Below are 26,774 nucleotides of genomic sequence, written 5' to 3'. Positions count from 1 at the left end.
CAGTTATTTCACTATACTTTTTCAGTTGGGGTTTTCAATATATTTCTCCAAAATTAATTCAAAATGGTCTGCTGCCCCAAACCCGGAAATAGGAGGGGCAAATATTTGAACCAACCCCCAACCTTCCGATGCATTTTCCTTTATAATTTGTCTGTAGTCGACTTCCGGTTGTCCTTTCCACCGATTGATTTTTATCTTAATAAATTTATAACGGTACATTATTCTTCCTGAAATTTGTAATAAATGATTTATTTTGTTTTTCGAAGCAAATATACTTGTACTCCAGCATAAATGGCACAACCAATCATAAGAATTGGAAATTCTATTCCAGTGCTTTTGGTTTTAAACCAATCCACAAGGGACCATATGAGTAAAACCAGAGTATAGTAGCTAAATGCTAGTCTTGCTGCTTTTCCGGAATGATCCTTTTCCATTTCATCCATTTTTCTCATTTCCATCTTTCCTTTCAATCGTTTCATTTATCGAATCAAAAATAAATAATTCGTCTATCCTTACTTCTAAAATTTGTGAGATGAGTACAGCTAAACGAAGAGAAGGGTCATATTTGCTGTTCTCAATAGCATTTATGGTTTGTCGTGTGACATTACATTTTTTTGCCAACTCTTCCTGCGACATCTGCTTCTTTTTCCTGTATTTTTTAATGTTATTTTGCATACAATCACCAATTAGTGTAAAAAATTTTTTACATCTGTGCTGACATTATTGTATCCCCTTACAAATATGACGTCAAACGAGTTCAAAGCTTTTGAAAGGGGAAAATTGCCGCTTCGTGTAGAAGGAAAATCTATGAAAGCAATCACCGATACGGTTGGCTGTAATAAGAGTACAATATCTCGCAAGCTGAAGCGGGTACCATCATCCAAATGAAATCGAACGGCAAGTTTGTTGAAGTCTATTTCCCGGACACTGGCCGACTGATTTACGAGCAGAACAGGAAAACCTGTGGCCGCCAGTTTAAGTTGGATTAGGCTGCCAAATTCATCACGTATGCCGAAAAGAAAATCCTAGAAGAAGCAGGTCACCTGACGCTGTCTACGGGTGGTCCAAACTTGAGGATCTTTTTGAAGGCGAGCGTGTTTGCACCAAGCCCCTTTATAACAATGTTAACATGGTCCTGATTCGGGGACACCAGAAGAGTGATTCAAGGAAGAGTTGGCACGATTGGACCTTTTAAGCGAGATAGTGGAAAACATTTACAAGGTGTTTAGCAACTTGACATAGAATCTCTGCAGGTATGGACCCCCAGCCAGGAAGCCAGGTCGGAATGAAATTTGACTGAGCCGACAAGGCTACCATGCCTGCCACTCCATGTAAAGTTGCCCAAAGTTTCCCAGTCTATTTAATCACAGGTTTACTGGTATTTCATTAAGTGTTGCATTTAATATTGTAATTTAGACTGAAAAAAACAAATTATTTTTTTAATTTTTTGTTGCACATATTGTATTTCTTTGGTAAAATATGAATGTTCCGTCAAGATAGCCTGTATTTGAATATTTGATAAGGCTTAGAATGATTGGCTATTAAAATGTATTCTTAATGGACGAATTTAAGGGAGGGAGCTTGTATTCGAACAAAAAAGTTTGTTTTTATCATCGGCCTCATAATTGTAATGCTTTTATTGTTGACTTTTCCCTATTCAGTCGTTTTCATTAGTGTAATGGCAAAACAACAAGTTGAACATTTTTCTTACTATAGGGCAAATAGTATAGATTTGTCCCATGAAAATATTGGGGGTATATCTCTTGGGGAGAGGGATGATAACAAAGTTAAACATATTCTTATAGACAAACGGTACAGGTCTAATGATTGGTTTCATACTAAGAATGGTGTCAAAGTAAAAATTAAGAACAAAGAAATTACAGCCATTTCTTGTGAAGTTGACCATGTAAATACTCAAAGAAACATTAATTTATCTTCTTCCCTTCAAGATATCACGAAAAAATACGGTCAGAAATATTACAAGCGGGAAGAACAAGGTTTTAATATTATTGGATACCCTGATAAAAAGAATAAAGTGAACTTGGAATTTTGGTTTCTTAATCATAAACTGAAAGAAATTTTTTTGGAGGAAGATGGGTAAAAAGACCTATCAAAACATGAAAAGCGCTAGGTTTTTACAAATATTTGTTAAAAATATGGGGGAGGGAATTAAAAAATGAGTAGGTGGCATCGTTTCAAATGTCTATTCACTATATTTGTCTTAGCTTTTCTAATATTTTCAATTGCTGTTATGCCAGCATCCGCAGAAACTTCTCAAGATCAGATAGCACAAGTAAAACTTATTAGAGTTCTTAAATATCACGTTGATCCAAAAAATGTCACTAATGAAATACTTCAAATGTATACAGCGGATGGTTGGACATATGATGGAAATGAATTTATAAAAAAAGTGACATATCCGGACGATAAAATTAAAGTAGATGGTAAGGAACTTACTCCAAATGAATCCGGAACATTTGAGATACACATTGATGGAGACTCAGCTGAAAAAACCATTGGGGTCAAGAATGATGGGGTAAATTACGAAGATAGGACTGTAAACCTACAAAAAAACCAAGTTATAATCATAGAGTCTGTTATTGATGTTAACCTGCTACAAAATAATATGGATGCCCAAATGAACTACGAAGATACAAACAGATCTTCTAACGATTCACCGGCTACAACTAATGATTTTAACGGATCTTCTAGCGATTCAGATAATTCATCTGATGATTCTTACGATTCTTCTAGTAGCTCACAAGCTAATGCAAGTAATGATAACAGTGGAACTACTTCATTAGGTCAGAAAAATGGCGATCTCCCACATAAAGGTGATATTGTTGCTTGTAATAGATTTAACGGTTATCAAGGAAATGGAAGATATTATTCAAATGAATCATCTAAGCAAGCATTAAAAAACTTTTATCAGAGTGATTGTTCGGAGGCATTGGTACTGAGTTCGCAATGTTTGAGAGATCATGGCCCGGCTAAATTAAGATACTGTAGTTTAGTAAGCTCCTCCCATTATGGAAAGTGCTCAAAAATTACAAACCATTCAACTCGATATCATAAACATACGAGCTTTTATGGACCAAGCGGAAAATAGGTATTTTAAAGCAAGCCTAAAAATTTAAAACTCTATTTTAGGCTTGCTTTTCAAAATTAGCATTTCTGTAATCAAGTGAATTTGAGTTCTGCATAAAAAGAGTTTCTTTACTATAAAGTATATTGACTGTTTCAACTGAAATTTACCCAGTCGATACGGTGAAGTGTTTTTTCGTTAACTTTGGATATCAAAATGGCACTCCTAGCCCAATATTAAAGCAGCGATTGTATTAGCAGCAGGACAAAAGCGGTCTTTCATATAAAATATTGCTGAGGATCTGGATGCGTATAAATACGAATTTTGAAAGCCAAAGAAAGGTATATATAACGATAGATGTAAATACTTAAACTTTTCAAAAACCCAAAACAAAGAAGAATTCATGTAAAGAACCTATAAAGGGTGCACGTTTACGCCACATAGGTTTGAATATCGGTCAAGATGTTACTACCTGAATAATGAAGTGTATACTGCCAAAAAGGTTCACCAGATTTAATCCAGAAAACCATTCAGTCTGTTAGAAAATTAACGAGTCAATCATTTATTTTCATGCTTGTTTCTTAAATGATAAGTGAGGGATAATCATATCTATCTCTTGGGAAATACTATTAAATGAAATCCTCTAGGTGCCCCTAACAGCTGTATAATTGGGTTTAACAAGAACCCCCAAATAAAAGTAGGGCACCTTTAAGGTAAATGATATCGTCTCTGTTTCAAAAATCAAATATGCGTTTCATTTAAAAAAGAGTACAAATTTTTAGTAGCATTACCTAGATTTTACAATTTCTGGGAAAATTACGGGATTTGTTATACCGGTAAACTGAGATGGATTTTTTGACTAAAAAAAGAGTTGATGACGTGATTCACTGCGGATCAGCTATGTTGACGACGAATTGACCGTGATAGATGGAAAAGCCGTTTATGATCAGGCTGGTTCTGAAAAAATTTCAGAAGAGTTGCAGTGATTCGTAAATCAAACAAATATATGAGGAAATCAGCCTCAAGCTTGTGAGTCTCATATGGAATATGAAGCGATTGTACCAAGTATGGGCTGGGAACCTATTAATATTTGGAGACTCTAAAATTAAAGAACCTGTATGGAAAACTACAAATAGTCAAAATATAGATTTCAGACGGAAAAGATTTAAACGTATTCATTTGGGCGCCAACCAAATGAATTTGCTGATCAAACTGTTACATACAATTATACAATTTAATCGAGTTAATCGAGATGTTTAAAAAAGAACATTGTCTGCCAATGTATTGCTCCTATACGATCAAATGGTTTCGGAGAGAATTCATCTCCGTGGCTGTCTTGCTTGTATATCATAGCCAAAGTGTCATCTTATACATTTGTGAAACATACGCCCATAAATAGGCATTCCATTAAATGATTCGAGTGTATGGCTGATTAACTGTGTATTAAGACTGAAACAGAATACTGGGAGTTGGAACGCCTGCCAATGTGACCATAACAACCCAATAGGAAACTACAACCCCACTTTTAACAATAGTTTCCATAATTAATATAGTAAGTTTTCGCCCTTTTATAATTAGAGTTGATTTAAAGAATTATTAATCAGGCATATCATGCCGAAATGCATGTGACACTAGCGAAAGAATGAAAATCAGTTGGCGTAAATTTTCGGGATAGAACATCCCCTTGAATAAAATTTACTATTAATACAGTATATTATTCTTATCACGGATTCAAGTAAACTTTACTAGAGGAAGTGTTTTTATGCAAAATAAAATTTACCATATACTTCTATATATCATCATTATATTTCTATCCTTTTTTTCTGTAAGAGCCTCTGCCAAAATAAAAATATACCCTTGAGCGAGGCTCTGGAAAATTAATTATCCCGATTTTTTTTTGCCTTTTCATCCAGATTTTCAATTTACATCCAGATTTTTAATTCAATAGAAGTAAAACGGTCATTTTTCTTCAAAAAAAGGGCATACGTATCCCGCCTTCACAAAATGGTTTTTTTCACTACCCTTTGTGGAAAGAAAACGTTCATTTGAGTTATTCACATATCCACCTGTGAATAACTTAATTTGCTCTTTGCAGCCGATTGCGTGTCCATCCACAATTGGCCTTTCCTGTCTGATGGTACGCCATATTTGCCATGATGTGCATAGATATCATGCATCGATCTACATGAGCTTCAACTGCCTGTTTCCCACGCTTGTGAACACGACGGAGACTGTATCCGTCTTTTAGAATGCCAAAGATTCGTTCGATGATCGTTCTGGCACTATATAACACTTCAAATGTGCGCCCATGTTGCGGCAACTCGACATCTACTTGAGGCGTTTGATCAAAGTCCATCCTAAATACTCTTCCTTGTGCTGCCCCATTACAACATTCCGCGTGATTCGCTAGCGGGCAGGTGAGACCTTCTTGCTTGGCATTTGGATGAAATACAGGACAAGTGTAAATATATTGCCCCTTTTCCCGATCAGATCCTCTAAGTTCCATTTTATGTCCACTGATACAGATGGGAGTGCCGTACCGGTTGATTTTTTCAATCCCCCGGGCGGTAGTTGGTTTATCTTTACGGTTCCGTGGATTGATCGGTGCCACCAATTTCGCCTGTAATACATCCTTTGTCACTTTTTGATTTTCCGGCGTTTGGTAGATTCCATCTGCCAGGATAAAGCTCAACTGCTCAGCCATCTCGGGGTGCTCTGCCTTAAACGTTTCCAATGTCGGTTCTAATGTTTTCCCATCGGGTGTATTTCCTTTAAATACTTCCCGCGTCAAAGGCAAACCAATACTTTCTTCATATAATTTCGATAATAAGGTTCGAAAGTTTCTACCCGGCCACCGTAAATGGCCGGACTATGAAGGCAGTTTCGTGTACCGTAAAAACCGCTCCGGAATTCTGCCTTCAGCTTTGAAGATCGGATTCCGGTTTTTTATTTGGATCAAAGTTTTTGGGGGAAAAACAATGGCAAAAGCATTAGATGTAAAAGATTTGGAAAAAATTATCGTTTTGGATTTTGGCAGCCAATACAACCAGCTGATTACGCGCCGAATCCGTGAGTTTGGCGTGTTCAGCGAGCTGCACCCGCACACTTTGACAGCTGAAGAAATCAAGGCAATGAACCCGAAAGGCATTATTTTCTCCGGTGGCCCGAACAGCGTCTATGATGAAAATGCCTTCCATGTTGACGAAGAAATTTTCAACCTTGGCGTGCCGATTTTGGGCATCTGCTACGGCATGCAGCTCATAACAAAAGCCTTCGGTGGCAAAGTGGAACCGGCAAACCAGCGTGAATATGGGAAAGCAACGATTCATGTTAAAACTGCCAGCCGGCTGTTTGACGGGCTTCCAGATGATCAAGTTGTCTGGATGAGCCACGGGGATCTGGTGACAGAAGTGCCGGAAGGATTTACGGTTGATGCCAGCAGCCCCGCCTGCCCGATTTCGGCAATGAGCAATGTGGATAAGCAGCTATATGCCGTCCAGTTCCATCCTGAAGTACGCCACTCTGTGTACGGCAATGACCTTTTGCGCAACTTTGCGTTTAAAATTTGCGGCTGTGCGGGGACATGGTCGATGGAAAACTTCATCGAAATGGAAATCGAGAAAATCCGCCAAACGGTTGGCGATAAAAAGGTGCTTTGTGCGCTGAGCGGCGGCGTCGATTCATCAGTTGTCGCAGTTTTGATCCATAAAGCGATCGGCGACCAGCTTACTTGCATCTTCGTTGACCACGGCCTGCTCCGGAAAGGGGAAGCCGATAGCGTCATGAAAACTTTCTCGGAAGGCTTCCATATGAACGTCATCAAAGTCGATGCAAAAGAACGGTTCTTGAAAAAATTGGAAGGCGTCTCAGACCCTGAGCAAAAGCGGAAGACTATCGGTAACGAGTTCATTTATGTGTTTGATGATGAAGCGGCGAAATTGGAAGGGATTGAGTTCCTTGCCCAGGGCACGCTTTATACGGATATTATCGAAAGTGGGACAAAAACCGCTCAGACAATCAAATCGCACCACAATGTCGGCGGCCTTCCGGAAGATATGCAGTTCACCTTAATCGAGCCGCTCAATACATTGTTTAAAGATGAAGTGCGTGCGGTCGGGACCAAACTCGGCATTCCGGACGAAATTGTCTGGCGCCAGCCGTTCCCGGGCCCGGGTCTCGGCATCCGCGTGCTGGGCGAGATTACGGAAGAAAAACTCGAGATGGTGCGCGAATCCGACTATATTTTGCGTGAAGAAATCAAAAAGGCCGGTCTGGATCGCGACATTTGGCAATACTTTACGGTGCTGCCGAATATCCGCAGCGTCGGCGTTATGGGTGATGCCCGCACATACGATTATACGATCGGCATCCGCGCCGTCACGTCCATCGACGGCATGACTTCCGACTGGGCGCGCATCCCGTGGGAAGTACTTGAAAAAATTTCAACTCGCATCGTGAACGAAGTCCCGCACGTCAACCGCGTCGTGTACGACATCACGAGCAAACCGCCGGCAACGATTGAGTGGGAGTAGGAAGCGCGGGACAATTGTTTGTAACAACAATTTTGGCAAATTCTTTTTTAAAGAATTTGCCAAAAAGTTGCCTGACCGATATTGATTTTACTCTAAATGAGAGTTAGAGCTTTCCCCAAATGCAACTTAAATAGGAAAACCCGTTGAGAAAAAGAATTTTTCTTAACGGGTTTTTCTCTGTGATCTGGTCTTTCCCTCTTTAAACAGCTTAGTCCCCAGCGGAATAGCTCTTCAAATTAATTCAGTCGACAAATTGTGATGTGGACTTGCTGCGGATTAATTTTACCGGTAGCATATAGTGTTTTTCTAATTGCACTTTTTTGTCCGTAATTCTTTTAAGGAGTAATTCAACCAATAGTTGCGCAATGTCTTCGATCGGTTGTTCAATTGTGGAAAGTTCAGGATGATAATTTTGAATAAATTTTGTTCCGTCATACCCGATAACTTTTAATTCTTGTGGAACTTTTATTCCCAACTCTTTTGCCTGCTGCAATACAATAAGGGCAGTCAAATCATCTGTACAAAATATGCCATCGATTTTTTCTGAGCTCAAAATTTGCCTGATGGTTAGCGATTTTACACTTGGTAGCATTTCAAAAGGGATATCTTTTACATGGGGCTCTAAAGATAATTGGGCCATTGCCTCCAAGTAACCGGTTCTCCGTCTGTGTGTCGGGCTGTTCGGCTTATTGCTGCTTGCAAATAAATAAATATTTCTTGCACCATTTTGATAGAGTTCCTGAACTGCAAGCTCACCGCCTTGATGATTATCGGAACTTACAATTGGAATATTATCGGATAAATATCGGTCGAAAGAGATAATGGGCAGCCCAAACTGGTCATATTCCTTTATCCCTAAATTATGGGCACCCGCAATAATGCCGTCCACTTGATTGGCAATAAGCATATTAATATAGGAACGTTCCTTTTCTCTATTATCTGCACTATTACATAAAATTGTTTTATATCCGGAAAGGAAAAGCCTATTTTCTATTTTTTCAATCAGTTCCCCGAAAAAGGGGTTGCTGACGGAAGGAAAAATGGCGCCAATCAGATTGGTCTGCTTACCGTGAAGCGAACGTGCAACAGTGTTCGGCTGATAGTTCAGTTTTTTCATAGCCTGGAACACTTTATTTTTCGTTTCTTCGCTTAAATATCCATAATTATTGATGACCCGGGATACTGTTGTTGGGGAAACTCCTGCTTCTTTAGCTACATCTGTTAATTTTGGTCTCAATTTTCATTATCCTTCTCTATTTATTAATAGAATGAAGACTCCAGTAGTTCCCATTATAAGCTAAATGATGGTTTGTTTCCAAGAAGATCTTTGTTTGTTTTTTGCTTGGAAAGAGACGAGATGTTAACACATCGTGTCCATGGTTTAAAAAAATTTCAACGACAGAAGCATCCATAAAAATATGCAGGTTCAGCGGGGTATTTTTTGGAATTTGGACGGTTCTGGAAGTTCCGTATTGTTGTGCAAAAGGGATACCCGCATGGCTGCGGTCCAGGACCAATGTTCCATCAGCAAAGTTGAAAATAAGATTTAACGCTTGATGCCCGTCCGAAGCCAATTGTAATTTACCTTCCCCGTTCCCTTTCAGAATGATTTCCAATTCATAAGCTGTCTCATTTTGATTCAATATCAGCTGGGTCTGTTCTGTTAAGACCCCGTCCAATTCAATTTTCCTTCCGCGAAGGCTCTCTGTTTCTTTTACAGGAAATTGATAAAGATGGCCGTCCTGTATTTTCAATTCTTTGATTAAACTCAAGCAATGCGCCCAACCGTACTGATCTGTCGGATAATCGATTTCAGGAAGGCCGATCCAGCTGACTGCAAGTGTGCGCCCGTCCGGTGCGTTAAAGGCCTGCGTAGCGTAAATATCGAATCCTTCATCCAAATTATGCAGGAGATATTTAGATTCAAAACGGTTTTTCTCAGGGTCGAACGTATCCCCAATTAAGTAAGTGTTGGGATAAATATTTTGATAGTGTAAAATATTTTGGTCGAGGCCTTGCGGGCAGAATATAAGGACCGGCTTTTGATCCACCCATACGATATTCGGGCATTCAATCATATATCCCAAATTCTTTAACGGTAATTCAAGCGGTCCGTTGAATTCCCAGTTTTTCAGGTCTTTGGATTGGTAAACCAAGATATTCCCCTCTTTTTGTTTCGTCTGGGCACCGATCAAAGCATAGTAAGAATTATGATAACGGATAATTTGCGGATCCCTGAAATGGTCCGTGTAATTTTCTGGCTGTTTTGCAATTAATGGAGTTTTTAATTTGGAAATCCGACCTTTTTTATCCATCCACGCTCCAAGCTGGTAAGAGAATCTGTTCCAGTTTTTATCTCGGACGTTTCCTGTATACATGATAAATAAACGGTCTTCAACCGGGATTGCAGATCCGGAGTAGCAGCCGTGACTGTCATACTCTGTATCCGGCAATATGGCCAGCCCCTTCCCTTTCCAATGGATAAGATCTTTTGAACTAAGATGATACCAGCATTTTAAACCATGGACAGGCCCCATCGGATAATTTTGATAAAATAGATGCCATTCATCATTAAAAAAAGAAAATCCGTTTGGATCATTCAACAATCCGCTTTCAGGTTGAATATGGTAATGCAGCCGCCACGGAGAATTTTCTATTTGAAGAAGTAAATGCTTTTTTTCTTCCTCAGACCACTCATTTAGATTTTTATAACGTAATGCTCGATTCCATTCCATATATATAAAACCACCCCAAATTCAAGGAAAGCGTTCTCCTGGATTTAATGTACTGTAAACAAAGTGATATGTCAACCGTATAACATACAAAATATCTTAAATGATGGTAAAACATAAAAAAATAATAAAAAATATGATAAACGATTGACATATAATAAAAAGATAGTATATTAGTATGTGAAACGGTTACAAAAATATGAAAGGGTGTACACGATGAACCATGCAAAGGTTGCAAAAGACGTGTTAAACGCTTTAAATGGCAAAGATAATATAAAAGCTGCAGCCCACTGCGCGACAAGGCTGCGCTTAGTTATCAATGATGAATCAAAAATAGACCAAAAAGCATTGGATGTGCATCCGGATGTAAAAGGTACATTTAAAACAAACGGACAGTACCAAATTATTATAGGACCGGGGGATGTCGATAAAGTTTATGCTGAGTTGATCAAATTAACCGGCCTTCCGGATATGACAACGGAGGATGTGAAAAAAACTTCGAATGAAAAGCAGGGAAATGTATTATTAAGATTAATCAAGGTATTATCTGATATTTTTGTTCCAATTATTCCTGCACTTGTTGCCGGCGGTTTGCTGATGGCTTTAAACAATGTATTGACAGCGGAACACCTATTCACAAAGAAGGCAATAGTGGAATTGTACCCGGGACTGAAAGATATAGCGTCATTTATCAATACCATGTCGGCTGCCCCATTTACTTTCTTGCCGGTTTTAATCGGATATTCCGCAACCAAACGGTTTGGTGGGAATCCGTATTTAGGAGCTGCTATGGGGATGATCATGGTATCTCCTGCATTGACAAGCGGGTATGATGTTGTTAGCGCAAAAGCATCAGGGGAGTTGGCTTATTGGCACATTTTTGGATTAAAAGTCGCGCAGGCCGGTTACCAAGGGTCTGTCTTGCCGGTATTGGTAGTTTCATGGATTTTAGCTAAATTAGAGAAATTTTTCCATAAATATATTTCAAATGCATTTGATTTTACGTTCACACCGATGCTTGCCATTATCATTACAGGATTTCTAACGTTTACATTTGTTGGGCCTGTTATGCGTGATGTGAGTGATGGGTTAACCAATGGAATTATGTGGTTATATAATGCAACAGGCGCGGTTGGAACTGCAATCTTTGGACTGTTTTATTCACCGATTGTCATTACCGGTTTGCATCAAAGTTTTCCTGCAATTGAAACCACACTTTTGGCTGATATTGCAAAAACCGGCGGATCGTTTGTATTCCCAATCGCCTCTATGGCTAATATTGCGCAAGGTGCTGCTTGTCTTGCCGTATTCTTTATTACAAAAAGTAAAAAACAAAAAAGCTTATCTTCTTCAGCAAGTATTTCAGCTCTTTTGGGGATTACAGAACCGGCTATTTTCGGGATTAACTTGAAATTAAGGTATCCGTTCTTTTGTGCAATGGTTGCTTCCGGTATTGCTTCTATATTTATTGGCATGTTCCATGTGTTATCAGTTTCAATGGGACCTGCAAGTGTAATTGGTTTTATTTGCATTCGCTCACAATCTATCTTGCCTTTTGTCATGAGTGGCGCAATAAGTTTTGTTATCGCCTTCACAACAACGTATATATATGGAAGACGGGCGGCGGCAAAGGAACATAATACGATTACGAATGAACGGGTATCTGGAAAAGAACAAATAGGAGAAACGGCTGCTTCGGCTACGGCCCCTGCTGGTAATAGCATCATTTTTGCCCCGGTTGAAGGTGAAACAATTAGCTTAAAAAATGTGAAGGATAAATTATTTTCATCTGAATTAATGGGTAAAGGGGCAGCCATCATGCCGAAAAACGGCGATGTCTATGCTCCTTGTGACGGAATTTTGACCACGGTATTTGATACACATCATGCATACGGCATTAAAACAGAAGATGGAGCAGAAATTTTAATTCACATTGGTATTGACACGGTTAATCTGAAAGGCGAATATTTTACAAGTTACGTAGAAAAAGGTCAGACGGTAAACCAAGGCGACAAACTATGCAGTTTTGATCTGGAGAAAATTAAAGAACTTGGTTATGATCCAACCGTGATCACAGTCGTGACCAACACACAAGATTATGCGGCTGTTGAAGGATTTAATCATGATAAGGTAAAACAGGGGAGCCAGTTCATCACTTTAACACCGAAAGCTACTCTTTAATTTAAAACGTTTGATAAGGGGGATCGAAATGCTACTTGGGGCAATTGAAACCGGGGGTACGAAATTTGTTGCCGCCGTAGGAAATGAACATGGCGAAGTAATAGAAGAAATTACAATACCAACAACCACGCCTGATGAAACTATGCCAAAAATTTTGCAATTTTTAAATCAATATAAAATAGAGGGGATTGGTGTAGGATCATTCGGACCGATCGATGTGAACCGTCAGTCTCCCACATACGGCTTTATTACAACTACACCTAAACTATCGTGGCGCCATTATAACTTTGTAGGAGCACTGAAGGAAAAATTTTCCGTTCCGGTTGCATGGACAACAGATGTAAATGTTGCAGGATACGGTGAATATAAATTAGGGAATGCTAAAGGAACCGAAAGCTGTCTTTATCTTACGATCGGAACAGGGATCGGCGGGGGGTTTATCCAAAGTGGCAAAATATTAAATGCATACGGCCATCCGGAAATGGGGCATCTTTTAGTGAAGCGCCATCCTGATGACCAATTTGAAGGGATGTGCCTGTATCATCATGATTGCTTGGAAGGCCTGGCATCCGGACCTGCCGTGGAAAAGCGCTGGGGAAAGAAAGGGGTTGAGCTTTCAACCAATCCAAAAGTTTGGGAACTGGAGGCTTATTATATTGCCCAGGCACTTGTCAGTTATACACTTGTGCTCCGGCCGGAAAGAATTATTTTAGGCGGCGGTATCATGAATCAGAAGCAGATTTTCCAATTCATCCGGCAGCAATTTAAGGAAATGCTGAATGGTTATGTGGATGTTCCAGATATAGAAAAGTATATTCAGCCTGTGGGTTTACAAAATAAAGCTGGAATTATCGGCGGTTTATTGCTTGCAAAAGAGGAAGCGTCAAAAACGAATTTTGTCCTTTAAAGTGGAAAGGTGCGGCAGATGATGGGAAAAGACTGGTGGAAAAAAAGTGTTGTATATCAAATTTATCCTAAAAGTTTTATGGACAGCAATGGCGATGGGATTGGGGACTTAAACGGCATTATTCAAAAATTGCCGTATATAAAAAAATTGGGGGTGGATGTGATTTGGCTCTGCCCGGTTTATGAATCTCCCCAAATTGATAATGGCTATGACATCAGTGACTATTATCAGATCTCCGAATTATACGGCTCCATGTCAGATATGGAAAATTTGATTGAAGAAAGCAGTGCGCTCGGAATCAAGATTATCATGGACTTAGTTGTCAACCATACTTCTGACCAGCATCGATGGTTTCAAGAAGCAAGAAAATCCAAAAATAGCCCTTATCGTGATTACTATATTTGGAGAGATCATCCGAACGAATTACAATCCAATTTTGGCGGTTCTGCATGGACCTTCGATGAAACGACAAAGCAGTATTACCTGCATCTCTTTAGCAAGGAACAGCCGGATTTGAATTGGGAAAATCCGAAGATGCGTCAAGAAATATGGAAAATGATGAATTTTTGGCTGGATAAGGGAATTAGCGGCTTTCGCATGGATGTGATTGATTTATTGGGGAAAGTTCCTGATCAAATGATAAAAGAAAATGGTCCTCATCTGCATGAGTATTTACAGGAAATGCATCAAGCTACCTTTGGTACAAGAAATACAATGACAGTAGGTGAGACTTGGGGAGCCACAGTGGATAATGCGCATCTTTTTACAGATGAATCCCGATGCGAGTTGAATATGGTGTTTCAATTTGAACATATGCAGCTCGATAAGCAGCCGGGTATGCATAAATGGGATTTAAAAGAACTGAATTTAATCGATTTAAAAGATGTTTTGTCGAAATGGCAGGATACTTTTGCTGAAGACGGATGGAACAGTTTATTCTGGAACAATCATGATTTACCTAGAATTGTCTCGCGATGGGGGGACGACAAGGTGTATCGTAAATTGTCGGCAAAAATGCTGGCTACTTTGCTTCATGGCATGAAAGGAACTCCTTTTATTTATCAGGGTGAGGAAATCGGTATGACAAATGCATATTTTGATTCCATTCACGATTATCCTGATATTGAAACACAGAATATGTATAAAGAAAGAATCAGCAAAGGGTATCCTGAAAAAGACATCATGGCTTCCGTCCAGAAGAAGGCAAGGGATAATGCGAGAACCCCGATGCAGTGGGAAGCAAGCAAACATGCAGGTTTTACGCAAGGAGAGCCATGGATGAAAATTAATCCAAATTATAAAGAAATAAACGTAGAAAAAGATTTAAAAGATACTGAATCGGTCTTTTATCATTACCAAAAACTCATACGCCTAAGAAAAGAAAACAATCTTTTTATTGAGGGAACTTATCAACTGATTGACCGTGATCATCCGAATGTTTACGCTTATAAGCGTGTGCTCGGCCGCCAAGCACTGTTGGTTGTTTGTAATTTTTACAGCAAACCGGCCTTGTTTGAGTATCAGCGGAAAGCACCGCTTGAAATTCAAATTTTGCTAAGTAATTATAAAGATTCATCTAAGAATATTAATCATCTCCAGTTAAGGCCGTTTGAAGCAGTGATTTATCAGTTGAAAGAATAAATATTAGTTGAGCAAATGCAGTTTGGGCATTTGCTTTTTGTTTGGAAATTTTTATATCAAAGTTTGGGAAGCAGTGTTTTCGTCTCCTTTGCTTTTGCGTGCAGCTGGATCGGCATTTTCTGCTACGTCGTGGCTATGAAACAAAATGAAGCCCCGTTCCCAAAATGGTTCCCGCTGCATCGATTTGGACCGGGCTTCTTGCCTTTTTCGGCGTCGCCGCACTAGATCAGTTATGTTACCGTTCCGCTTACAGCCGGGCCTGTTTTTTGTGGACGATATGGCTTGCAGTGCTGCTTCTCTTCGGCTGTCTCCAATGAGTATAGTTCCTTTTTCCGTTGGCAAAGGAAAAACTGCATCTGCAAATGTAAGCGCTTTTCGTTTACGATAAAAGTGCAGCAAATATCGTAAACGAAAAGGACGGATTCACAATGAATGTACATAAAATAAAAGTTTCATGCGTCCAAATTAAATTTTTGAGCGACTTTTTCAAAGACTACGAGGATGAAAAAGTAGCCTGCACCATTAAGGTGGACCCCATCGTCAAGACACAAATTTAAAATTTTTAAGGTGGGTCAGAATCTGAAAAACAGATACTGACTAATAGAGCGTGAGGATGCTCATTGGAGGCAGTTAGTGGACAGTTCACATTTTTTGGAGGGATTCATCCTGCTTTATTTTTCCTTCTCCGGGGGTGTTGTGTCAAGGGCGAGTGTAGCGAGGGCTTTGCCGAACCCTTGACACAACACCCCCGGAGAAGTATCCTCTACCCGAAGGATGAATCACTCAAAGGCCATAAACGGAGGCAGGAGTCTTATAGCCCAGGGCCTGATGGAGTCTTTCGTGATTATAGAATTGTATAAAGTTACCAATCTCTTTCCTTGCTTCTCTAGGGGAATTGTATTCTTTTAAATATACTTCCTCATACTTGATGGTTCGCCAAAGCCTTTCGGTAATGATATTGTCAAGGGCTCTTTTTTTGCCGTCCATGCTGATTTTAATCGTGTTCTCAAGCACCAGATCCGTGTATTTGGGACTGGTAAAATGGCCGCCCTGATCACTGTTTAAGATCTCTGGCCTGGCGACTAAGAATGCCCGTTTCACTGCTTCCAGCACAAAGTCGATCTCAAGGGTTTGGTCTATCTCCCAGCTAACGACATAGCGGGAATACCAGTCAATGAGCGCCACCAGGTACATCCAACTTTTTTGAAGCCGGATATAAGTAATGTCAATACCCCACACGTGATTAGGGTGTGTAATCTTCAAGTTTCTAAGAAGGTACGGGTATATTCGGTGTTCAAGACTGCGCTTACTCAGGTTTGGACCAGGTGTGATCCCGGCGATTCCCATTTCCCTCATGTGGCGCTGTACAGCCTTTCGGTTGATGACCAAACCTTCGGCATTCAGTAAAGCAGCAATGCGCCTGGAGCCGTAATAGGGATGTTTGGTGTAGATTTCATCAATCCGATGTTTGATAAACAATTCTTCAGGAGACGGCCCGACTGGCTTGTAGTACAGGCTTGAACGGTTCAGGCTCAAAAGATCGGCCTGGATGGAAATTGGCAGTTTTGCTTCGTCATCCCAGTCGACCATTTCAACTCGTTCTGCTCTACTCCTTAATTCCAGATTTTTTTTTAAGCCACGACAACTGCGTGGTTAGGCGGCCGACTTCCGCATAGAGACTTTCAATGGTCTGTTCATACTCGGCTTTCATTTTTTCAACTTTTTTGTTGCCTTTTTCAAAGACTTTTGGCATCTGTTCAAGAAAAGCATTTCTCCATTGGCGAATTTGATTCACATGGATTCCATGAGCAGAAGCAATTTCGTTCATCGTTTTTTCTTCTTTTAAGACCTCTAGCACGACTTGAGTTTTAAATTCAGGCGTATAACTTTTTCTCATAAACCTACTTTAACAGCTCCTCATTTTGTGTCTAGTTTTATGGGTCCATTATAGAGCGTCGTGGAACGGCCCTTGGAATATGGGGAATGGTAGGTGGAGTTGCTGCTGTTGCAGGTCCGAGTTTAGGCGGATTCATAGTCAGTGTGTTAGGCTGGCGCTGGATTTTTTATATAAATGTTCCAATCGGAGTATTGATTTTTATATTCACTTATCTATTTGTTCCGGAAATACGAAATTTAGCAAAACAACAGCTTGACTTGATGGGGGTTCTCTTGGTTTCTTTATCGTGTTTATTTTTAACCTATGGATTAATTGAAGGCCAACACTTTAAATGGTCCATGTACATTGTCGGCATTCTTATTATTTCCGTAGTTATCTTTATCATATTCTATGTTCAACAAAAATTGCGTCATAAGCGGGATCCGTTAATTCCATTTGCTTTGTTTGAAGATCGTAATTACACGTTAATGAATGTGGTAGGAGTCTTTTTTTCTATTGGCGTCCTTGGGTTAATGCTGCTTCTCTCGATATATTTTCAGTCCATTTTGGGATATGATGCATTTAGGGCGGGACTTACGTTAGTTCCTGCATCACTTATTTCCATGTGTGTATCTCCATTTGCCGGAAAATTTTCAAATAAAATAGGTGGGAAATACCTTGTGCTTGCAGGATTAGCGCTGACCCTGATCGGGATGATATGGGTTATTTTTATCATGAATGGCCATAACTATTGGGTGCAATTTATGTTGTCGATGGTGATTACTGGGTTTGGAAACGGGTTATTAATTTCACCGACGGCAGCAGTTGCCGTGAAAGAAGTGAAGGATGAAGTTGCAGGTGCAGCATCCGGGGTGATGAATACTGTCCGCCAATTGGGAACAGTTGGAGGCAGTGCGGCTGTTGGGGCTTTATTACAAAATAGAATTTCTGCCATGAATCATGGTTCGGAATTTGAATCGGTCTTTGATATTTCAACAAAATTTGGCGGCCATTTAAGTGGTTATTTAACAGCATTGCGTGAAAGTTTATTATTGCCGATGGCTGCTATTGCTTTGGCTTGTATAGCATGCGCTTTTGTACGAAAGAATGCAAAGCGACTTTCAACCAACGAAATAAAATAAATTTTCTTTATATTTAATTATGCTATGTATAGGTGAACCTCCCAGTGTGAGATGTTAATCCTAAAACTATTTTAACCCACTGAGGGTGCGGTTCACCTGTTTTTGTTTCTTTGGGGGGCCAAAGTTGGGGCGTCCATACAAAACGGAAGAAAAAACTTAGAACGTGTTGCAGGACAGGATACCTCTGAACGTAGCGCCGCTGAAGGAAGATTTTTGCGAAGGTAAGCACAGGTGCGGGTTAAGCCTTATTCGAACATGCTTTCAGGAGACCAGTGAAACAGTAGTAGCCCTTCAGTTTCTCAAAATGAATCTGGAGGGAAACCTCAGGGATATTTTTGAAATATTTGCACTTTACTATTTTATATTTTAAAACTGGGCTTGTATCTGATTCGTTCAGCAAGCTCCAATTATTTATTTTTTGATCCGGTCTTAAAAAAAACAACATAGATTAATAACAATAGAAAGAACAAAGCTTGAATGATTTTTGTTACAATATGTATTTCAGGATTGAAATTTAAATCAAAAAGGATATTGGCAATAACATATACTCCTGTTATGATTATCAATGATTTTAAGAACCACTCCATAGAATACCCACTCCTATATCCTTATTCTCTCAAAGTAATAAGGTTACCAATGCTCTTGCAGCTGTTCCAGCTAACCAACTAGGTACACCCATATTTTTTAATTGAGTTGTTAGTGCATTCGTTATTGTGCCCTCAAAGTCTACCACAATATTAAGGGTCTTCATTACAAATTCGTAACTTAAATATTTTTTCAGGGTACTTTTCGAGCCTTTTGAAATAGGCAGTTTATTAACATAATTCCTTACAGTTCTATCCCATGAGATTCTACCAATTTTTTTGAGTTTTTTTATCATGGACTTTGCCGCTACTTTAGCTGCTTTCGATTTCACGCCAAATGTTGTAACAACATGGTTTTCAGTGTCTTCTCCAGATAAACTTGATTGAATCCCATTTACAATGTCTGTCTCAGCAATTCCATGAGCTTGCAATTCATTTTGTAACTTTAATAAGTTTTGAGTTTCAGTATTTGTTAAATGAACATTTTCTTGCTGATTAGATACTTCTGCTGCTTTTATATGAGTTGTAAAAGGAACAGACACACTAAACAAAATAGAACTCGCAACTGTGACATGAATAATTTGCTTTTTCATTATATCCCCTACCTATTTAGTTTTATTGCTTCATAACACAGTTTATTATATCTCAGGTTTACGGGTATTTCATTAAGTATTGCATTTAATGTTGCAATTTAGGCACCTAAAAAGTTTTATGAATACACAAAAATCTGCTTGACGTTTACAAGGAAGCATTTATAATGATAAATGGATGTATAAATGATAATGATTTTCATTATCATTAGAAGCAAAAAGGAGGTGTTTTTTTGAAAGGGACGAGCAACGGTGTAATCGGGAAAATTTATTATCCTGTTATCTTTCTCCTTATCTGTATGATTGCGTTTTCCGCCATTTATTCGGTTTCAATTGGAACGGTCCACATACCAATTGAAAAATCAATGAATGTTTTGCTGCACGTCCTGACAAATGGCAAAATGGGGCACATTAAAGGGATGGAAAACTCCTCCTATTTTAATATCATTTATCAAATCAGAATGCCCAGAGTTATTTTTGCTTTATTGATTGGGATGGGCCTTTCTTTGTGCGGGATTGTGATGCAAGCAGTTGTGCAAAACCCGCTCGCTGATCCATATATTATCGGGATTTCTTCAGGAGGAACGCTTGGTGCGACCATTGTCATTTTGATCGGGTTTGGAAGCAATGCCTTGTTTGGCACATTTAGCATTGCATTTGGCGCTTTTATGGGTGCGATGGCAACATCCGTAGCAGTATTGCTTTTGTCAAGTGTTGGCGGAAAAGCAACATCTGTAAAACTGGTATTGTCAGGCGTCGTTGTCGGAGCATTGTGCAGTTCTTTTTCCAGCCTTGTGATTTACTTTGCCAACAATGCAGAAGGGATTAAAGACGTTACGTTCTGGACAATGGGAAGCCTTGCATCGGCGAGCTGGGAAAAGGTGCCGGTTTTGTCTGTTGTGGTCCTGATCGGCTCTTTGATTTTTCTTTTTCAGCACCGTGTGTTAAATACGATGCTACTCGGTGATGAGTCTGCCGTCACATTGGGCATTCATTTAAGTTTATTCCGCAAGCTCTACATGGTGGTCACAGCATTGATAACGGGTACGATGGTTGCTTATGCCGGCACAATCGGATTTGTTGGTCTGATCATTCCGCATATTTGCCGGGGTATTTTCGGCGCAGATCACAAACAGCTGCTTCCGGCAACAATCCTTTCAGGGGGGCTCTTTTTAATATGGGCGGACATTTTGTCCCGAATTCTAATCCAAAATGTAGAATTGCCCATCGGCATCATTACATCAGTGATCGGCTCCCCACTCTTTATCTATATGATTGTGAAAAAAGGCTATCAATTTGGAGGTTGAGGGAAGTGGAATTAACGGCGGAAAAGCTGCAAGTAAAAAGAGGCAGGAAAGAGATCATCAAAAACATGTCCGTGTTTGTCAAAGATAAACAGTTTGTCGGTTTAGTAGGCCCGAATGGATGCGGGAAGTCAACTTTGCTCAAAAGTATCTATAAAAGTCTTGTGCCGCAAAATGGGAGCGTTTTTTTAGATGACCTTAATGTACTGAAAAGCTCGGCAAAAAAAGTTTCAAGGCATTTAGGCGTAGTAGGGCAGTTCAATGAAATGAATTTTGATTTAACAGTCGAGCAAATGGTGCTGTTGGGGCGGACACCGCACAAGAAGTTACTGGAATCGGACCAGCCGGACGATTACAAAATTGTTGAAGAGGCATTAAGGAAAACGCAATTGCTTGAATATAAAACACGCAGCTATTTGTCATTATCAGGCGGGGAAAAGCAACGGGTGATTCTTGCCCGTGCCATAGCCCAACAGCCGGACTTAATGATTCTCGATGAACCGACCAACCATTTGGATATTCGCCATCAAATCGAAATTCTTTCCTGTGTCAAGCAGTTTGGCATTAGTGTGCTGGCGGCTCTCCATGATTTGGATCTGGCTGTCGCCTATTGCGATTATTTATATGCCGTGAAAGGCGGAGAAGTATATGCACATGGAAAACCGGAAGAAGTGCTGACCTCGGAATTAATTGAGGAATTGTATGAAATCAAATGTCAAACTTATGTGAATCCTGTGACCAAGCGGCTTGGATTTGCATACGAACTTTAAGGAGGATGGACAGACATGAAAAAAGGAATCTTTGCCGGTTGCCTCATCGCACTGCTTGTCCTTGCGGGTTGCGGGAACAGGGAAACGACCGGGTCGGAAAAAAATATGAAAAGCAAGTCGAATTATCCGCTGACGATTCATAACTATACAAAAGCAGAGGGCGGCACTACATATAAGAAAAAGGATCAGGTATTCAAGGAAGCCCCGAAACGGGTGATGGTTACGACAAGAACGGCGGCGGAACTGCTCCTTCATCTTGGCCTGAAAGATAAGATTGTCGGGGTAGGCGGGAATTTTGGCGCCCCGGACAAATCGGTTGAAAAAGACTATGCTTCATTAAAGATACTCAGTAATTCGTATGTCGGAAAAGAAGCGGCGCTTGGGACAAACCCGGACTTAATTGTCAGTCGCGGCGGCTTATTCGATAATGCCGACTGGGGTGTCGGAACGGTTGATTCTCTGAATGATATGGGGATTCATACCTATATTCTTGAATCATCCATTCCGGGCGGGACCTATGACTCAATATATAAAGATATTGACAATCTCGGAAAAATTTTTAATGTCCAGGAAAAAGCAAAACTATTTTCCAACAAATTAAAGGCGCGCCAGAAGAAGATTACATCGGAACTGTCAGGCATTCAAGAAACGAAGACATTCGCCTATTTACACATGTCCGATCCGAAAGAAATCAACATCTACTCTGCTTATAATGAAACTTTTTTCAATAATGCTTTTGGCATGTTAAAACTCAAAAACATATTTCAAAATGTGCGGGGGACTGTTAGTGTAGAGCAATTAGTAAAAGCCAATCCCGATGTATTGATTGTACTGAATTGGGAAAACAATGCCGATAAGGTCAAAAAGGCTCTTTATGAAAATCCCAAATTATCGAGTATGAAAGCAATCAAAAATAAGCAAGTTTACGCGATGGATTATAATGAGCTTTTCGGCTACAGCTATAACACACTCGATGGAATAGAACAACTGGCAAAGGAAATGTACCCTGATCAATTTAAATAGGGTTTGCTCCATAACCAAAAGTTGGGAAACAAGGGAAGAACATAAGCCCATATGATTACGATGCATGCATTTTGTAATTTCCAGCATCCTATAGGTAAAACCAAAAATGACGGTGGAAAGGAAACGATACAGGATGGGTGCAATCAAGCATAATGGATATACCTTCGAACCGGAGTTTAGTGTGGTCAGCCAAACCGGTGCCATTCATGTTTATCATGGAGAAAAATTTATTGAAGAAATCCGATTCGAATTTAATGGCGACTATCCCCAGCATGATCTAATAGAAGAATTGGTAAATCACTATTTGTATGAAAAACACCTTTAGTTCGTTAAAATGAAACCCAATTTGCCTGAATCCATACAAGCAAATTGGGTTTTTCCTTGCTGCACTCTGCCAGGCATTACCCTAATCTTCCAGGATCAGATGAACGTTCAGTTCCTGCATTTTTGTGATGATTTCTCTTTGCGTCAATTGTCCGGGGTTAAATTCAATTTTGATCTCTCCGTCATTTGTATCAGACAATACGCGCTCAATCCCGTCCATCTTTTTCAATTCATGCTCGATCAACTGAATTTGGGATGGATCGGTTGCATTTTTGGCGTAAACGGTCATATTTTCCATAATATTCCTCCTTCAATAAGGTGCCATTATGATTGATTATACCCTTTAAAAGAATTTTTTAGCTGCCCATTAAGAAATATAACCGTGCTATATCCCCCGCACGGCCATGTTTGCCCAGCTCCCGCATACCGGCGGATCGGGGCCATCCATTCTGCCGTTCCGAGCATAGAGCATTAACGTTATTTTTTCGCCTGAATACATTAAGGAAAATGGATAAAGAGGTGTAATCATGGATTCAAAATCTTCTTATTATGGATCAGAAATCAAGTGTGAAGAAGTCTCGAACACATTTCCGCCCCAGCACCAGACGAGGCAGCCGGGATTTGAATATTTGATGATTCCCCGGCCTGTTTATGACAACCCCCATTATATTGGAACCGGGAAACTGAACAACAAGGTTGCGATCATTAGTGGGGGTGACAGCGGAATTGGCAGGGCTGTAGCAGTGGCTTTTGCAAAAGAAGGAGCAGATATCGCCATTGCTTATTTTGATGAACATGAAGACGCCATGGAAACGAAGCAGGCCATTGAGCATTTGGGACAGCGTTGCCTTTTGATTCCAGGAGATTTACGCAACAAAAATCACTGTCAGTATGTCATTGCCTGCACCCTTGAAACATTCGGAAAAATAGATGTTCTTGTCAATAACTTAGCGGTTCAATTTGTTCAAAACCGGTTTTTGGATATTAGCGACGAACAGTGGCATATGACGTTTGATACAAATTTGCATCCGTTTTTTTACATGACAAAGGCCGCACTTCCTTATATGGCTGAAGGAAGCAGCATTATCAACACTGCATCGATTAACGCCTATATCGGCCGGAAAGATTTGATTGATTATACAGCTACGAAAGGGGCAATCGTCAGCTTTACGCGTGCGCTTGCTAATAACATCGTTGACCAGGGGATTAGGGTGAATGCGGTAGCCCCGGGCCCAATCTGGACACCGCTTATTCCTGCGACTTTTTCTCCTGATATGGTAAAAACGTTTGGAAATAACGTACCAATGAAACGCGCAGGCCAGCCTTATGAACTGGCTCCTGTCTATGTGTTGCTTGCTTCAAGCGACGGTTCTTATATCACAGGCCAGACTATTCATGTGAACGGGGGCGGTTTTGTCGCTTCATAACCGGGATTAGCTTTTGTCCGTATCCTAAAAAACCTGCTGCCAAATGGATTAACCTCCGTTTTGCTACGCTGTAGCTTTTTTACATGCAGAACCAGTGCCCAAACCCTATTCGGTAAGTCCGGATGGGGAAAAAGACGTAAGCGCGATGAGGCAATTCGTTACAGGATGGTAATCTGTTTTGGGCGGCGGGCTTTTTATATTGCTGTAACGGCGGTTGCACGGATTAAGCAGTTGATACCAGCCGCCTCTTTGTTGATCAACAAAATAGGTCCAGCAATAGGTAAACAGATCACGATACAGTTGCAAGGCATTGCGGTCAGATGCGGCTAGCAGGGATGATGCACCGATCGCTTCAGCCATGACCCAGTAATATTTATCACAATCGATCATACGCCCGCCTGGAGCCATGCTGAAAAAAATGCCTCCATTTTTCCGGTCCAAGCCCAAGTGAATAGCGGATTGAAATAAAGATTGTGCCACCGGTTTCCGCCAATTGCCTGGAGCAAGCCGATCTAATAACAGCAACAGCTTGCTCCATTCGATCGAATGGCCGAAAATAAAGCCATAAGGATGAAGCTCACTTTTTGTAATGCCGTAATTGTACGTCCAATCGATCGTCCAATCTTCATGATAGTGCTCCCAAATCAGCCCACCTGACTGGGGGAGAAGGCGAAACATGACCGACTCGGCAATGCGTTCTGCTCTTTCAAGATACCGCTTGTTGCCGGTTGCTTCATACGCTGTCATCATCGCTTCGCACAGATGCATATTGGCATTCTGTCCGCGATAAGGGGAGACTTCTGACCAGTCGGCTGAGATTTCATCAACATACAGCCCCTCATTTTCCCTCCAAAAATGGCGTTCCAATACTTCAAACGTCTCCGCAATCATCGGAAAAGCAGATGATATGCCTGCTTTCGCTGCCATCGCTGCGGCTAACAAAACAAAGGCATGGCCATATGCTCTTTTCACTGAATGGGATACAGACTGGCCCTTTAATTCCCAATAATACCCGCCGTGTTTGTGGTCGCGCTGGTGACGCTGCAAGAACGAAATGCCATGTTCCGCCAGTTCCCGGTACGCTTGGCCGGGCTCCAGCAACGCCGCCACACTGAAAATAAACACAAACCTTGCCTGGCCTACAAGTTGTCTCGTTTCATAATCGCATACTGTGCCGTCATCAAGAAAGCAGTTGATATATCCGCCGGACACTTTGTCTATACAGCGCGGTGCATAAAAGTTTACCGTATCCAAAATATGCTGTTTCAGAAAACGGGTGGATGTAAAATCCGGCAATTTTTGCTCCATCTTCGCATCACTCCTTATAAAAAGTACTTTATGATCCGCTTGCGGCAAATATGAGAGCAGCAAACGGCAATAAGCAGGGGCTTTGCTGCCGGTCTAATGCCGGAACCCGCAAAATATGGAGGCGTACTTTGAGGGGGCTTTTTGTAAACGCCGTAAAAGCAAACCTGGGCTGGGAAAATTTGTGGTGTCCTTTTTTGGTGTCTAACACTTGAAAATGGGGCGGAATATTACTATAATTAATCCCATAAATTTAGTGAGGATTAAAGGGGGAGTTTTATGCTTTTAACAGGGTTAATTTGCGGGGCATTGCTCGGCTTTGTGATGCAAAGGGGCAGGTTTTGCCTGACGGGCGGCTTCCGTGATATGTATATTGCAAAAGACAATCGCATGTTTTATGCGCTGTTAATTGCGATCGCCGTTCAAAGCATCGGAGTTTACGCACTTATTCAGCTTGGCATGATCAAATATGCTGCAGGCACATTCCCGTGGGTTGCTGCTATCATTGGTTCATATATTTTCGGGATAGGGATTGTCATGGCCGGCGGCTGCGCAACCGGGACATGGTACCGTGCCGGCGAAGGGCTTTTGGGCAGCTGGATCGCGCTCTTTGGCTACATGGTCATGAGTGCCGTGATGAAATCCGGCGTGCTTTTACCGGTAACCACTTCCCTTCAGTCCGTACAGCTTCCGAAAAACGCGATTGCAGATACACTGGGGATTAACATTTGGATCATTATCGCAGTCTTTTCCCTGATTGTACTGACCATTTTAATCAGGGAAATGCGGAAGCCGAAAGTGGCGGTTCCGGCGATGAAGGCAAAACGCAAAGGGCTTGCGCATCTTTTGTTTGAAAAACGCTGGCACCCGTTTTTTACAGCAGTACTTATCGGACTTATTGCGATTTTAGCGTGGCCTTTAAGTGAAGCAACCGGAAGAATGGATGGCCTCGGGATTACAACGCCGACTGCCAATCTTCTTCAGTTCCTTGTAACGGGTGACCAAACATTTGTAAACTGGGGCGTTTTTCTCGTGCTTGGCATTTTTCTCGGTTCTTTTATCGCCGCAAAAGCGAGCCGCGAATTTCGTTTTAGAATGCCGGATGCAAAAACGGGTATCCGCAGTTTCTTTGGCGGCATTTTGATGGGATTCGGCGCCAGTGTCGCAGGCGGCTGTTCGATCGGCAACGGCCTCGTCAAAACGGCAATGATGACATGGCAGGGCTGGTTTGCACTACTGTTTATGATATTTGGCGCATGGACGGCTTCCTATTTCATGTTTGTCCGCCCGCAAACAAAGCGCCAAAAAACCGCGGCGAAAACGGCCGTCACCACTGCATAAGGAGGAATGT

Annotated in this window: 23 protein-coding genes, 2 pseudogenes and 1 riboswitch; of the genes and pseudogenes, 15 read left to right on the top strand and 10 right to left on the bottom strand. The window is 40.8% G+C overall.

Features of this window, described 5'->3' with window-relative positions:
* Positions 1–21: 21 nt before the first annotated feature.
* The 3 genes from NSU00_RS14380 to NSU00_RS14370 are packed head-to-tail and all read right to left on the bottom strand — an operon-like array spanning position 22 to position 675.
* A complete protein-coding gene (locus NSU00_RS14380) occupies positions 22–219 on the bottom strand; it encodes a DUF4177 domain-containing protein (RefSeq protein ID WP_340703859.1) in 198 nt (65 codons plus the stop codon).
* Between the two features lie 29 nt (positions 220–248).
* Positions 249–452 (bottom strand): hypothetical protein, encoded by a 204-nt coding sequence (locus NSU00_RS14375; protein WP_014096839.1) that lies wholly within the window; start codon positions 450–452, stop codon positions 249–251.
* Positions 436–675 carry a helix-turn-helix transcriptional regulator gene (locus tag NSU00_RS14370; RefSeq protein WP_019720783.1) on the bottom strand — a complete coding sequence of 80 codons (240 nt, stop codon included), beginning with the start codon at positions 673–675 and terminating at the stop codon, positions 436–438. The genes NSU00_RS14375 and NSU00_RS14370 overlap by 17 nt, the downstream gene beginning before the upstream one ends.
* A gap of 1,003 nt (positions 676–1,678) precedes the next feature.
* Between NSU00_RS14370 and NSU00_RS14365 the strand changes: the two genes are divergently transcribed.
* Together NSU00_RS14365 and NSU00_RS14360 are read left to right on the top strand one after the other, a co-directional pair.
* The gene (locus NSU00_RS14365) at positions 1,679–2,101 is read left to right on the top strand and encodes a hypothetical protein (protein ID WP_237348651.1); all 423 of its coding nucleotides are present in this window, start codon (positions 1,679–1,681) and stop codon (positions 2,099–2,101) included.
* A gap of 75 nt (positions 2,102–2,176) precedes the next feature.
* Positions 2,177–3,109 (top strand): hypothetical protein, encoded by a 933-nt coding sequence (locus NSU00_RS14360; protein WP_340703858.1) that lies wholly within the window; start codon positions 2,177–2,179, stop codon positions 3,107–3,109.
* A 2,053-nt stretch (positions 3,110–5,162) separates the two neighbouring features.
* Here the strand turns inward: NSU00_RS14360 and NSU00_RS14355 are convergent.
* Complete coding sequence (locus tag NSU00_RS14355) at positions 5,163–5,882, bottom strand: transposase (protein WP_340703857.1); 720 nt, start codon at positions 5,880–5,882, stop codon at positions 5,163–5,165.
* A riboswitch (purine riboswitch) is annotated at positions 5,876–5,977 on the top strand. (Overlaps the previous gene by 7 nt.)
* Before the next feature lie 86 nt (positions 5,978–6,063).
* Here NSU00_RS14355 and guaA point away from each other — a divergent pair.
* Entirely contained in the window at positions 6,064–7,617 is a 1,554-nt protein-coding gene (guaA, locus tag NSU00_RS14350; RefSeq protein WP_151681013.1) for a glutamine-hydrolyzing GMP synthase, read from the top strand.
* Positions 7,618–7,858: 241 nt separating this feature from the next.
* Here the strand turns inward: guaA and NSU00_RS14345 are convergent, their stop codons facing one another.
* Together NSU00_RS14345 and NSU00_RS14340 are read right to left on the bottom strand one after the other, a co-directional pair.
* Positions 7,859–8,854 (bottom strand): LacI family DNA-binding transcriptional regulator, encoded by a 996-nt coding sequence (locus NSU00_RS14345; protein WP_151681014.1) that lies wholly within the window; start codon positions 8,852–8,854, stop codon positions 7,859–7,861.
* 16 nt (positions 8,855–8,870) lie between these two features.
* The gene (locus NSU00_RS14340) at positions 8,871–10,352 is read right to left on the bottom strand and encodes a sucrose-6-phosphate hydrolase (RefSeq protein WP_017552458.1); all 1,482 of its coding nucleotides are present in this window, start codon (positions 10,350–10,352) and stop codon (positions 8,871–8,873) included.
* 213 nt (positions 10,353–10,565) lie between these two features.
* On the opposite strand from NSU00_RS14340, the pseudogene NSU00_RS14335 reads away from it, so the two are divergent.
* The 4 genes and pseudogenes from NSU00_RS14335 to NSU00_RS14320 form a co-directional block, all read left to right on the top strand.
* Positions 10,566–11,984, top strand: a pseudogene (locus tag NSU00_RS14335) (sucrose-specific PTS transporter subunit IIBC); the annotation flags it as partial.
* A 9-nt stretch (positions 11,985–11,993) separates the two neighbouring features.
* Positions 11,994–12,530: a PTS sugar transporter subunit IIA gene (locus NSU00_RS14330; protein WP_340703932.1), complete on the top strand. Its 537-nt coding sequence runs from the start codon at positions 11,994–11,996 to the stop codon at positions 12,528–12,530.
* Between the two features lie 28 nt (positions 12,531–12,558).
* Positions 12,559–13,437 (top strand): ROK family protein, encoded by an 879-nt coding sequence (locus NSU00_RS14325; protein WP_340703856.1) that lies wholly within the window; start codon positions 12,559–12,561, stop codon positions 13,435–13,437.
* Between the two features lie 21 nt (positions 13,438–13,458).
* The gene (locus NSU00_RS14320; protein WP_340703931.1) at positions 13,459–15,078 is read left to right on the top strand and encodes a glycoside hydrolase family 13 protein; all 1,620 of its coding nucleotides are present in this window, start codon (positions 13,459–13,461) and stop codon (positions 15,076–15,078) included.
* A gap of 783 nt (positions 15,079–15,861) precedes the next feature.
* On the opposite strand, the gene NSU00_RS14315 is transcribed toward NSU00_RS14320, so the two are convergent.
* A protein-coding gene (locus tag NSU00_RS14315; protein ID WP_340703855.1) for an IS3 family transposase occupies positions 15,862–16,975 on the bottom strand; the annotation gives its coding sequence in 2 pieces (ribosomal slippage) (positions 15,862–16,711 and positions 16,710–16,975; 1,116 coding nt in all).
* A gap of 47 nt (positions 16,976–17,022) precedes the next feature.
* Here NSU00_RS14315 and NSU00_RS14310 point away from each other — a divergent pair.
* Both NSU00_RS14310 and NSU00_RS14305 read left to right on the top strand, forming a co-directional pair.
* Complete coding sequence (locus tag NSU00_RS14310; protein WP_340703930.1) at positions 17,023–18,096, top strand: MFS transporter; 1,074 nt, start codon at positions 17,023–17,025, stop codon at positions 18,094–18,096.
* A 115-nt stretch (positions 18,097–18,211) separates the two neighbouring features.
* Positions 18,212–18,518 (top strand): annotated as a pseudogene (locus NSU00_RS14305) (transposase); the annotation flags it as partial.
* A gap of 194 nt (positions 18,519–18,712) precedes the next feature.
* On the opposite strand, the gene NSU00_RS14300 reads toward NSU00_RS14305, so the two are convergent.
* Positions 18,713–19,273 (bottom strand): hypothetical protein, encoded by a 561-nt coding sequence (locus NSU00_RS14300; protein ID WP_013860643.1) that lies wholly within the window; start codon positions 19,271–19,273, stop codon positions 18,713–18,715.
* 230 nt (positions 19,274–19,503) lie between these two features.
* On the opposite strand from NSU00_RS14300, the gene NSU00_RS14295 reads away from it, so the two are divergent.
* The 4 genes from NSU00_RS14295 to NSU00_RS14280 all read left to right on the top strand — a co-directional run bounded on the left by NSU00_RS14295 (position 19,504) and on the right by NSU00_RS14280 (position 22,692).
* Entirely contained in the window at positions 19,504–20,577 is a 1,074-nt protein-coding gene (locus NSU00_RS14295; protein ID WP_014096843.1) for a FecCD family ABC transporter permease, read from the top strand.
* A gap of 65 nt (positions 20,578–20,642) precedes the next feature.
* Positions 20,643–21,344 (top strand): ABC transporter ATP-binding protein, encoded by a 702-nt coding sequence (locus NSU00_RS14290; RefSeq protein ID WP_445684505.1) that lies wholly within the window; start codon positions 20,643–20,645, stop codon positions 21,342–21,344.
* Positions 21,345–21,359: 15 nt separating this feature from the next.
* On the top strand, positions 21,360–22,367 hold the full coding sequence (locus NSU00_RS14285) for an ABC transporter substrate-binding protein (protein WP_014096845.1): 1,008 nt from the start codon (positions 21,360–21,362) through the stop codon (positions 22,365–22,367).
* 133 nt (positions 22,368–22,500) lie between these two features.
* Positions 22,501–22,692, top strand: coding sequence for a YbxH family protein (locus NSU00_RS14280; RefSeq protein ID WP_013860638.1), 192 nt, complete (start codon positions 22,501–22,503; stop codon positions 22,690–22,692).
* A gap of 81 nt (positions 22,693–22,773) precedes the next feature.
* Here NSU00_RS14280 and NSU00_RS14275 read toward each other — a convergent pair whose 3' ends face one another.
* Positions 22,774–22,989, bottom strand: coding sequence for a DNA-binding protein (locus NSU00_RS14275; protein WP_013860637.1), 216 nt, complete (start codon positions 22,987–22,989; stop codon positions 22,774–22,776).
* A 229-nt stretch (positions 22,990–23,218) separates the two neighbouring features.
* On the opposite strand from NSU00_RS14275, the gene NSU00_RS14270 reads away from it, so the two are divergent.
* The gene (locus tag NSU00_RS14270; protein ID WP_046721783.1) at positions 23,219–24,118 is read left to right on the top strand and encodes an SDR family oxidoreductase; all 900 of its coding nucleotides are present in this window, start codon (positions 23,219–23,221) and stop codon (positions 24,116–24,118) included.
* 105 nt (positions 24,119–24,223) lie between these two features.
* On the opposite strand, the gene NSU00_RS14265 is transcribed toward NSU00_RS14270, so the two are convergent.
* Positions 24,224–25,426, bottom strand: a complete 1,203-nt coding sequence (locus NSU00_RS14265) for an AGE family epimerase/isomerase (RefSeq protein WP_046721782.1) — start codon at positions 25,424–25,426, stop codon at positions 24,224–24,226.
* A gap of 276 nt (positions 25,427–25,702) precedes the next feature.
* Between NSU00_RS14265 and NSU00_RS14260 the strand changes: the two genes are divergently transcribed.
* Positions 25,703–26,764: a YeeE/YedE family protein gene (locus tag NSU00_RS14260; RefSeq protein WP_046721781.1), complete on the top strand. Its 1,062-nt coding sequence runs from the start codon at positions 25,703–25,705 to the stop codon at positions 26,762–26,764.
* Positions 26,765–26,774: the final 10 nt, after the last annotated feature.

The sequence above is a fragment of the Weizmannia sp. FSL W8-0401 genome (assembly GCF_038009125.1).
Lineage (GTDB): Bacteria > Bacillota > Bacilli > Bacillales > Bacillaceae_C > Weizmannia > Weizmannia coagulans.
The sequence above is the reverse complement of the archived record's forward strand: the minus strand, read 5'-3'. Positions and strand labels throughout refer to the sequence as shown.

What these genes read in the sequence shown, in the direction of transcription:
- NSU00_RS14365 (WP_237348651.1), top strand. Translation starts at nt 1,679, where the DNA reads ATGGCAAAACAACAAGTTGAACATTTTTCTTACTATAGGGCAAATAGT.
- NSU00_RS14285 (WP_014096845.1), top strand. Translation starts at nt 21,360, where the DNA reads ATGAAAAAAGGAATCTTTGCCGGTTGCCTCATCGCACTGCTTGTCCTT.
- NSU00_RS14260 (WP_046721781.1), top strand. Translation starts at nt 25,703, where the DNA reads ATGCTTTTAACAGGGTTAATTTGCGGGGCATTGCTCGGCTTTGTGATG.
- NSU00_RS14340 (WP_017552458.1), bottom strand. Translation starts at nt 10,352, where the DNA reads ATGGAATGGAATCGAGCATTACGTTATAAAAATCTAAATGAGTGGTCT.
- NSU00_RS14275 (WP_013860637.1), bottom strand. Translation starts at nt 22,989, where the DNA reads ATGGAAAATATGACCGTTTACGCCAAAAATGCAACCGATCCATCCCAA.
- guaA (WP_151681013.1), top strand. Translation starts at nt 6,064, where the DNA reads ATGGCAAAAGCATTAGATGTAAAAGATTTGGAAAAAATTATCGTTTTG.
- NSU00_RS14320 (WP_340703931.1), top strand. Translation starts at nt 13,459, where the DNA reads ATGGGAAAAGACTGGTGGAAAAAAAGTGTTGTATATCAAATTTATCCT.
- NSU00_RS14290 (WP_445684505.1), top strand. Translation starts at nt 20,643, where the DNA reads ATGTCCGTGTTTGTCAAAGATAAACAGTTTGTCGGTTTAGTAGGCCCG.
- NSU00_RS14360 (WP_340703858.1), top strand. Translation starts at nt 2,177, where the DNA reads ATGAGTAGGTGGCATCGTTTCAAATGTCTATTCACTATATTTGTCTTA.
- NSU00_RS14265 (WP_046721782.1), bottom strand. Translation starts at nt 25,426, where the DNA reads ATGGAGCAAAAATTGCCGGATTTTACATCCACCCGTTTTCTGAAACAG.
- NSU00_RS14375 (WP_014096839.1), bottom strand. Translation starts at nt 452, where the DNA reads ATGAGAAAAATGGATGAAATGGAAAAGGATCATTCCGGAAAAGCAGCA.
- NSU00_RS14270 (WP_046721783.1), top strand. Translation starts at nt 23,219, where the DNA reads ATGGATTCAAAATCTTCTTATTATGGATCAGAAATCAAGTGTGAAGAA.
- NSU00_RS14380 (WP_340703859.1), bottom strand. Translation starts at nt 219, where the DNA reads ATGTACCGTTATAAATTTATTAAGATAAAAATCAATCGGTGGAAAGGA.
- NSU00_RS14300 (WP_013860643.1), bottom strand. Translation starts at nt 19,273, where the DNA reads ATGAAAAAGCAAATTATTCATGTCACAGTTGCGAGTTCTATTTTGTTT.
- NSU00_RS14325 (WP_340703856.1), top strand. Translation starts at nt 12,559, where the DNA reads ATGCTACTTGGGGCAATTGAAACCGGGGGTACGAAATTTGTTGCCGCC.
- NSU00_RS14280 (WP_013860638.1), top strand. Translation starts at nt 22,501, where the DNA reads ATGGGTGCAATCAAGCATAATGGATATACCTTCGAACCGGAGTTTAGT.
- NSU00_RS14370 (WP_019720783.1), bottom strand. Translation starts at nt 675, where the DNA reads ATGCAAAATAACATTAAAAAATACAGGAAAAAGAAGCAGATGTCGCAG.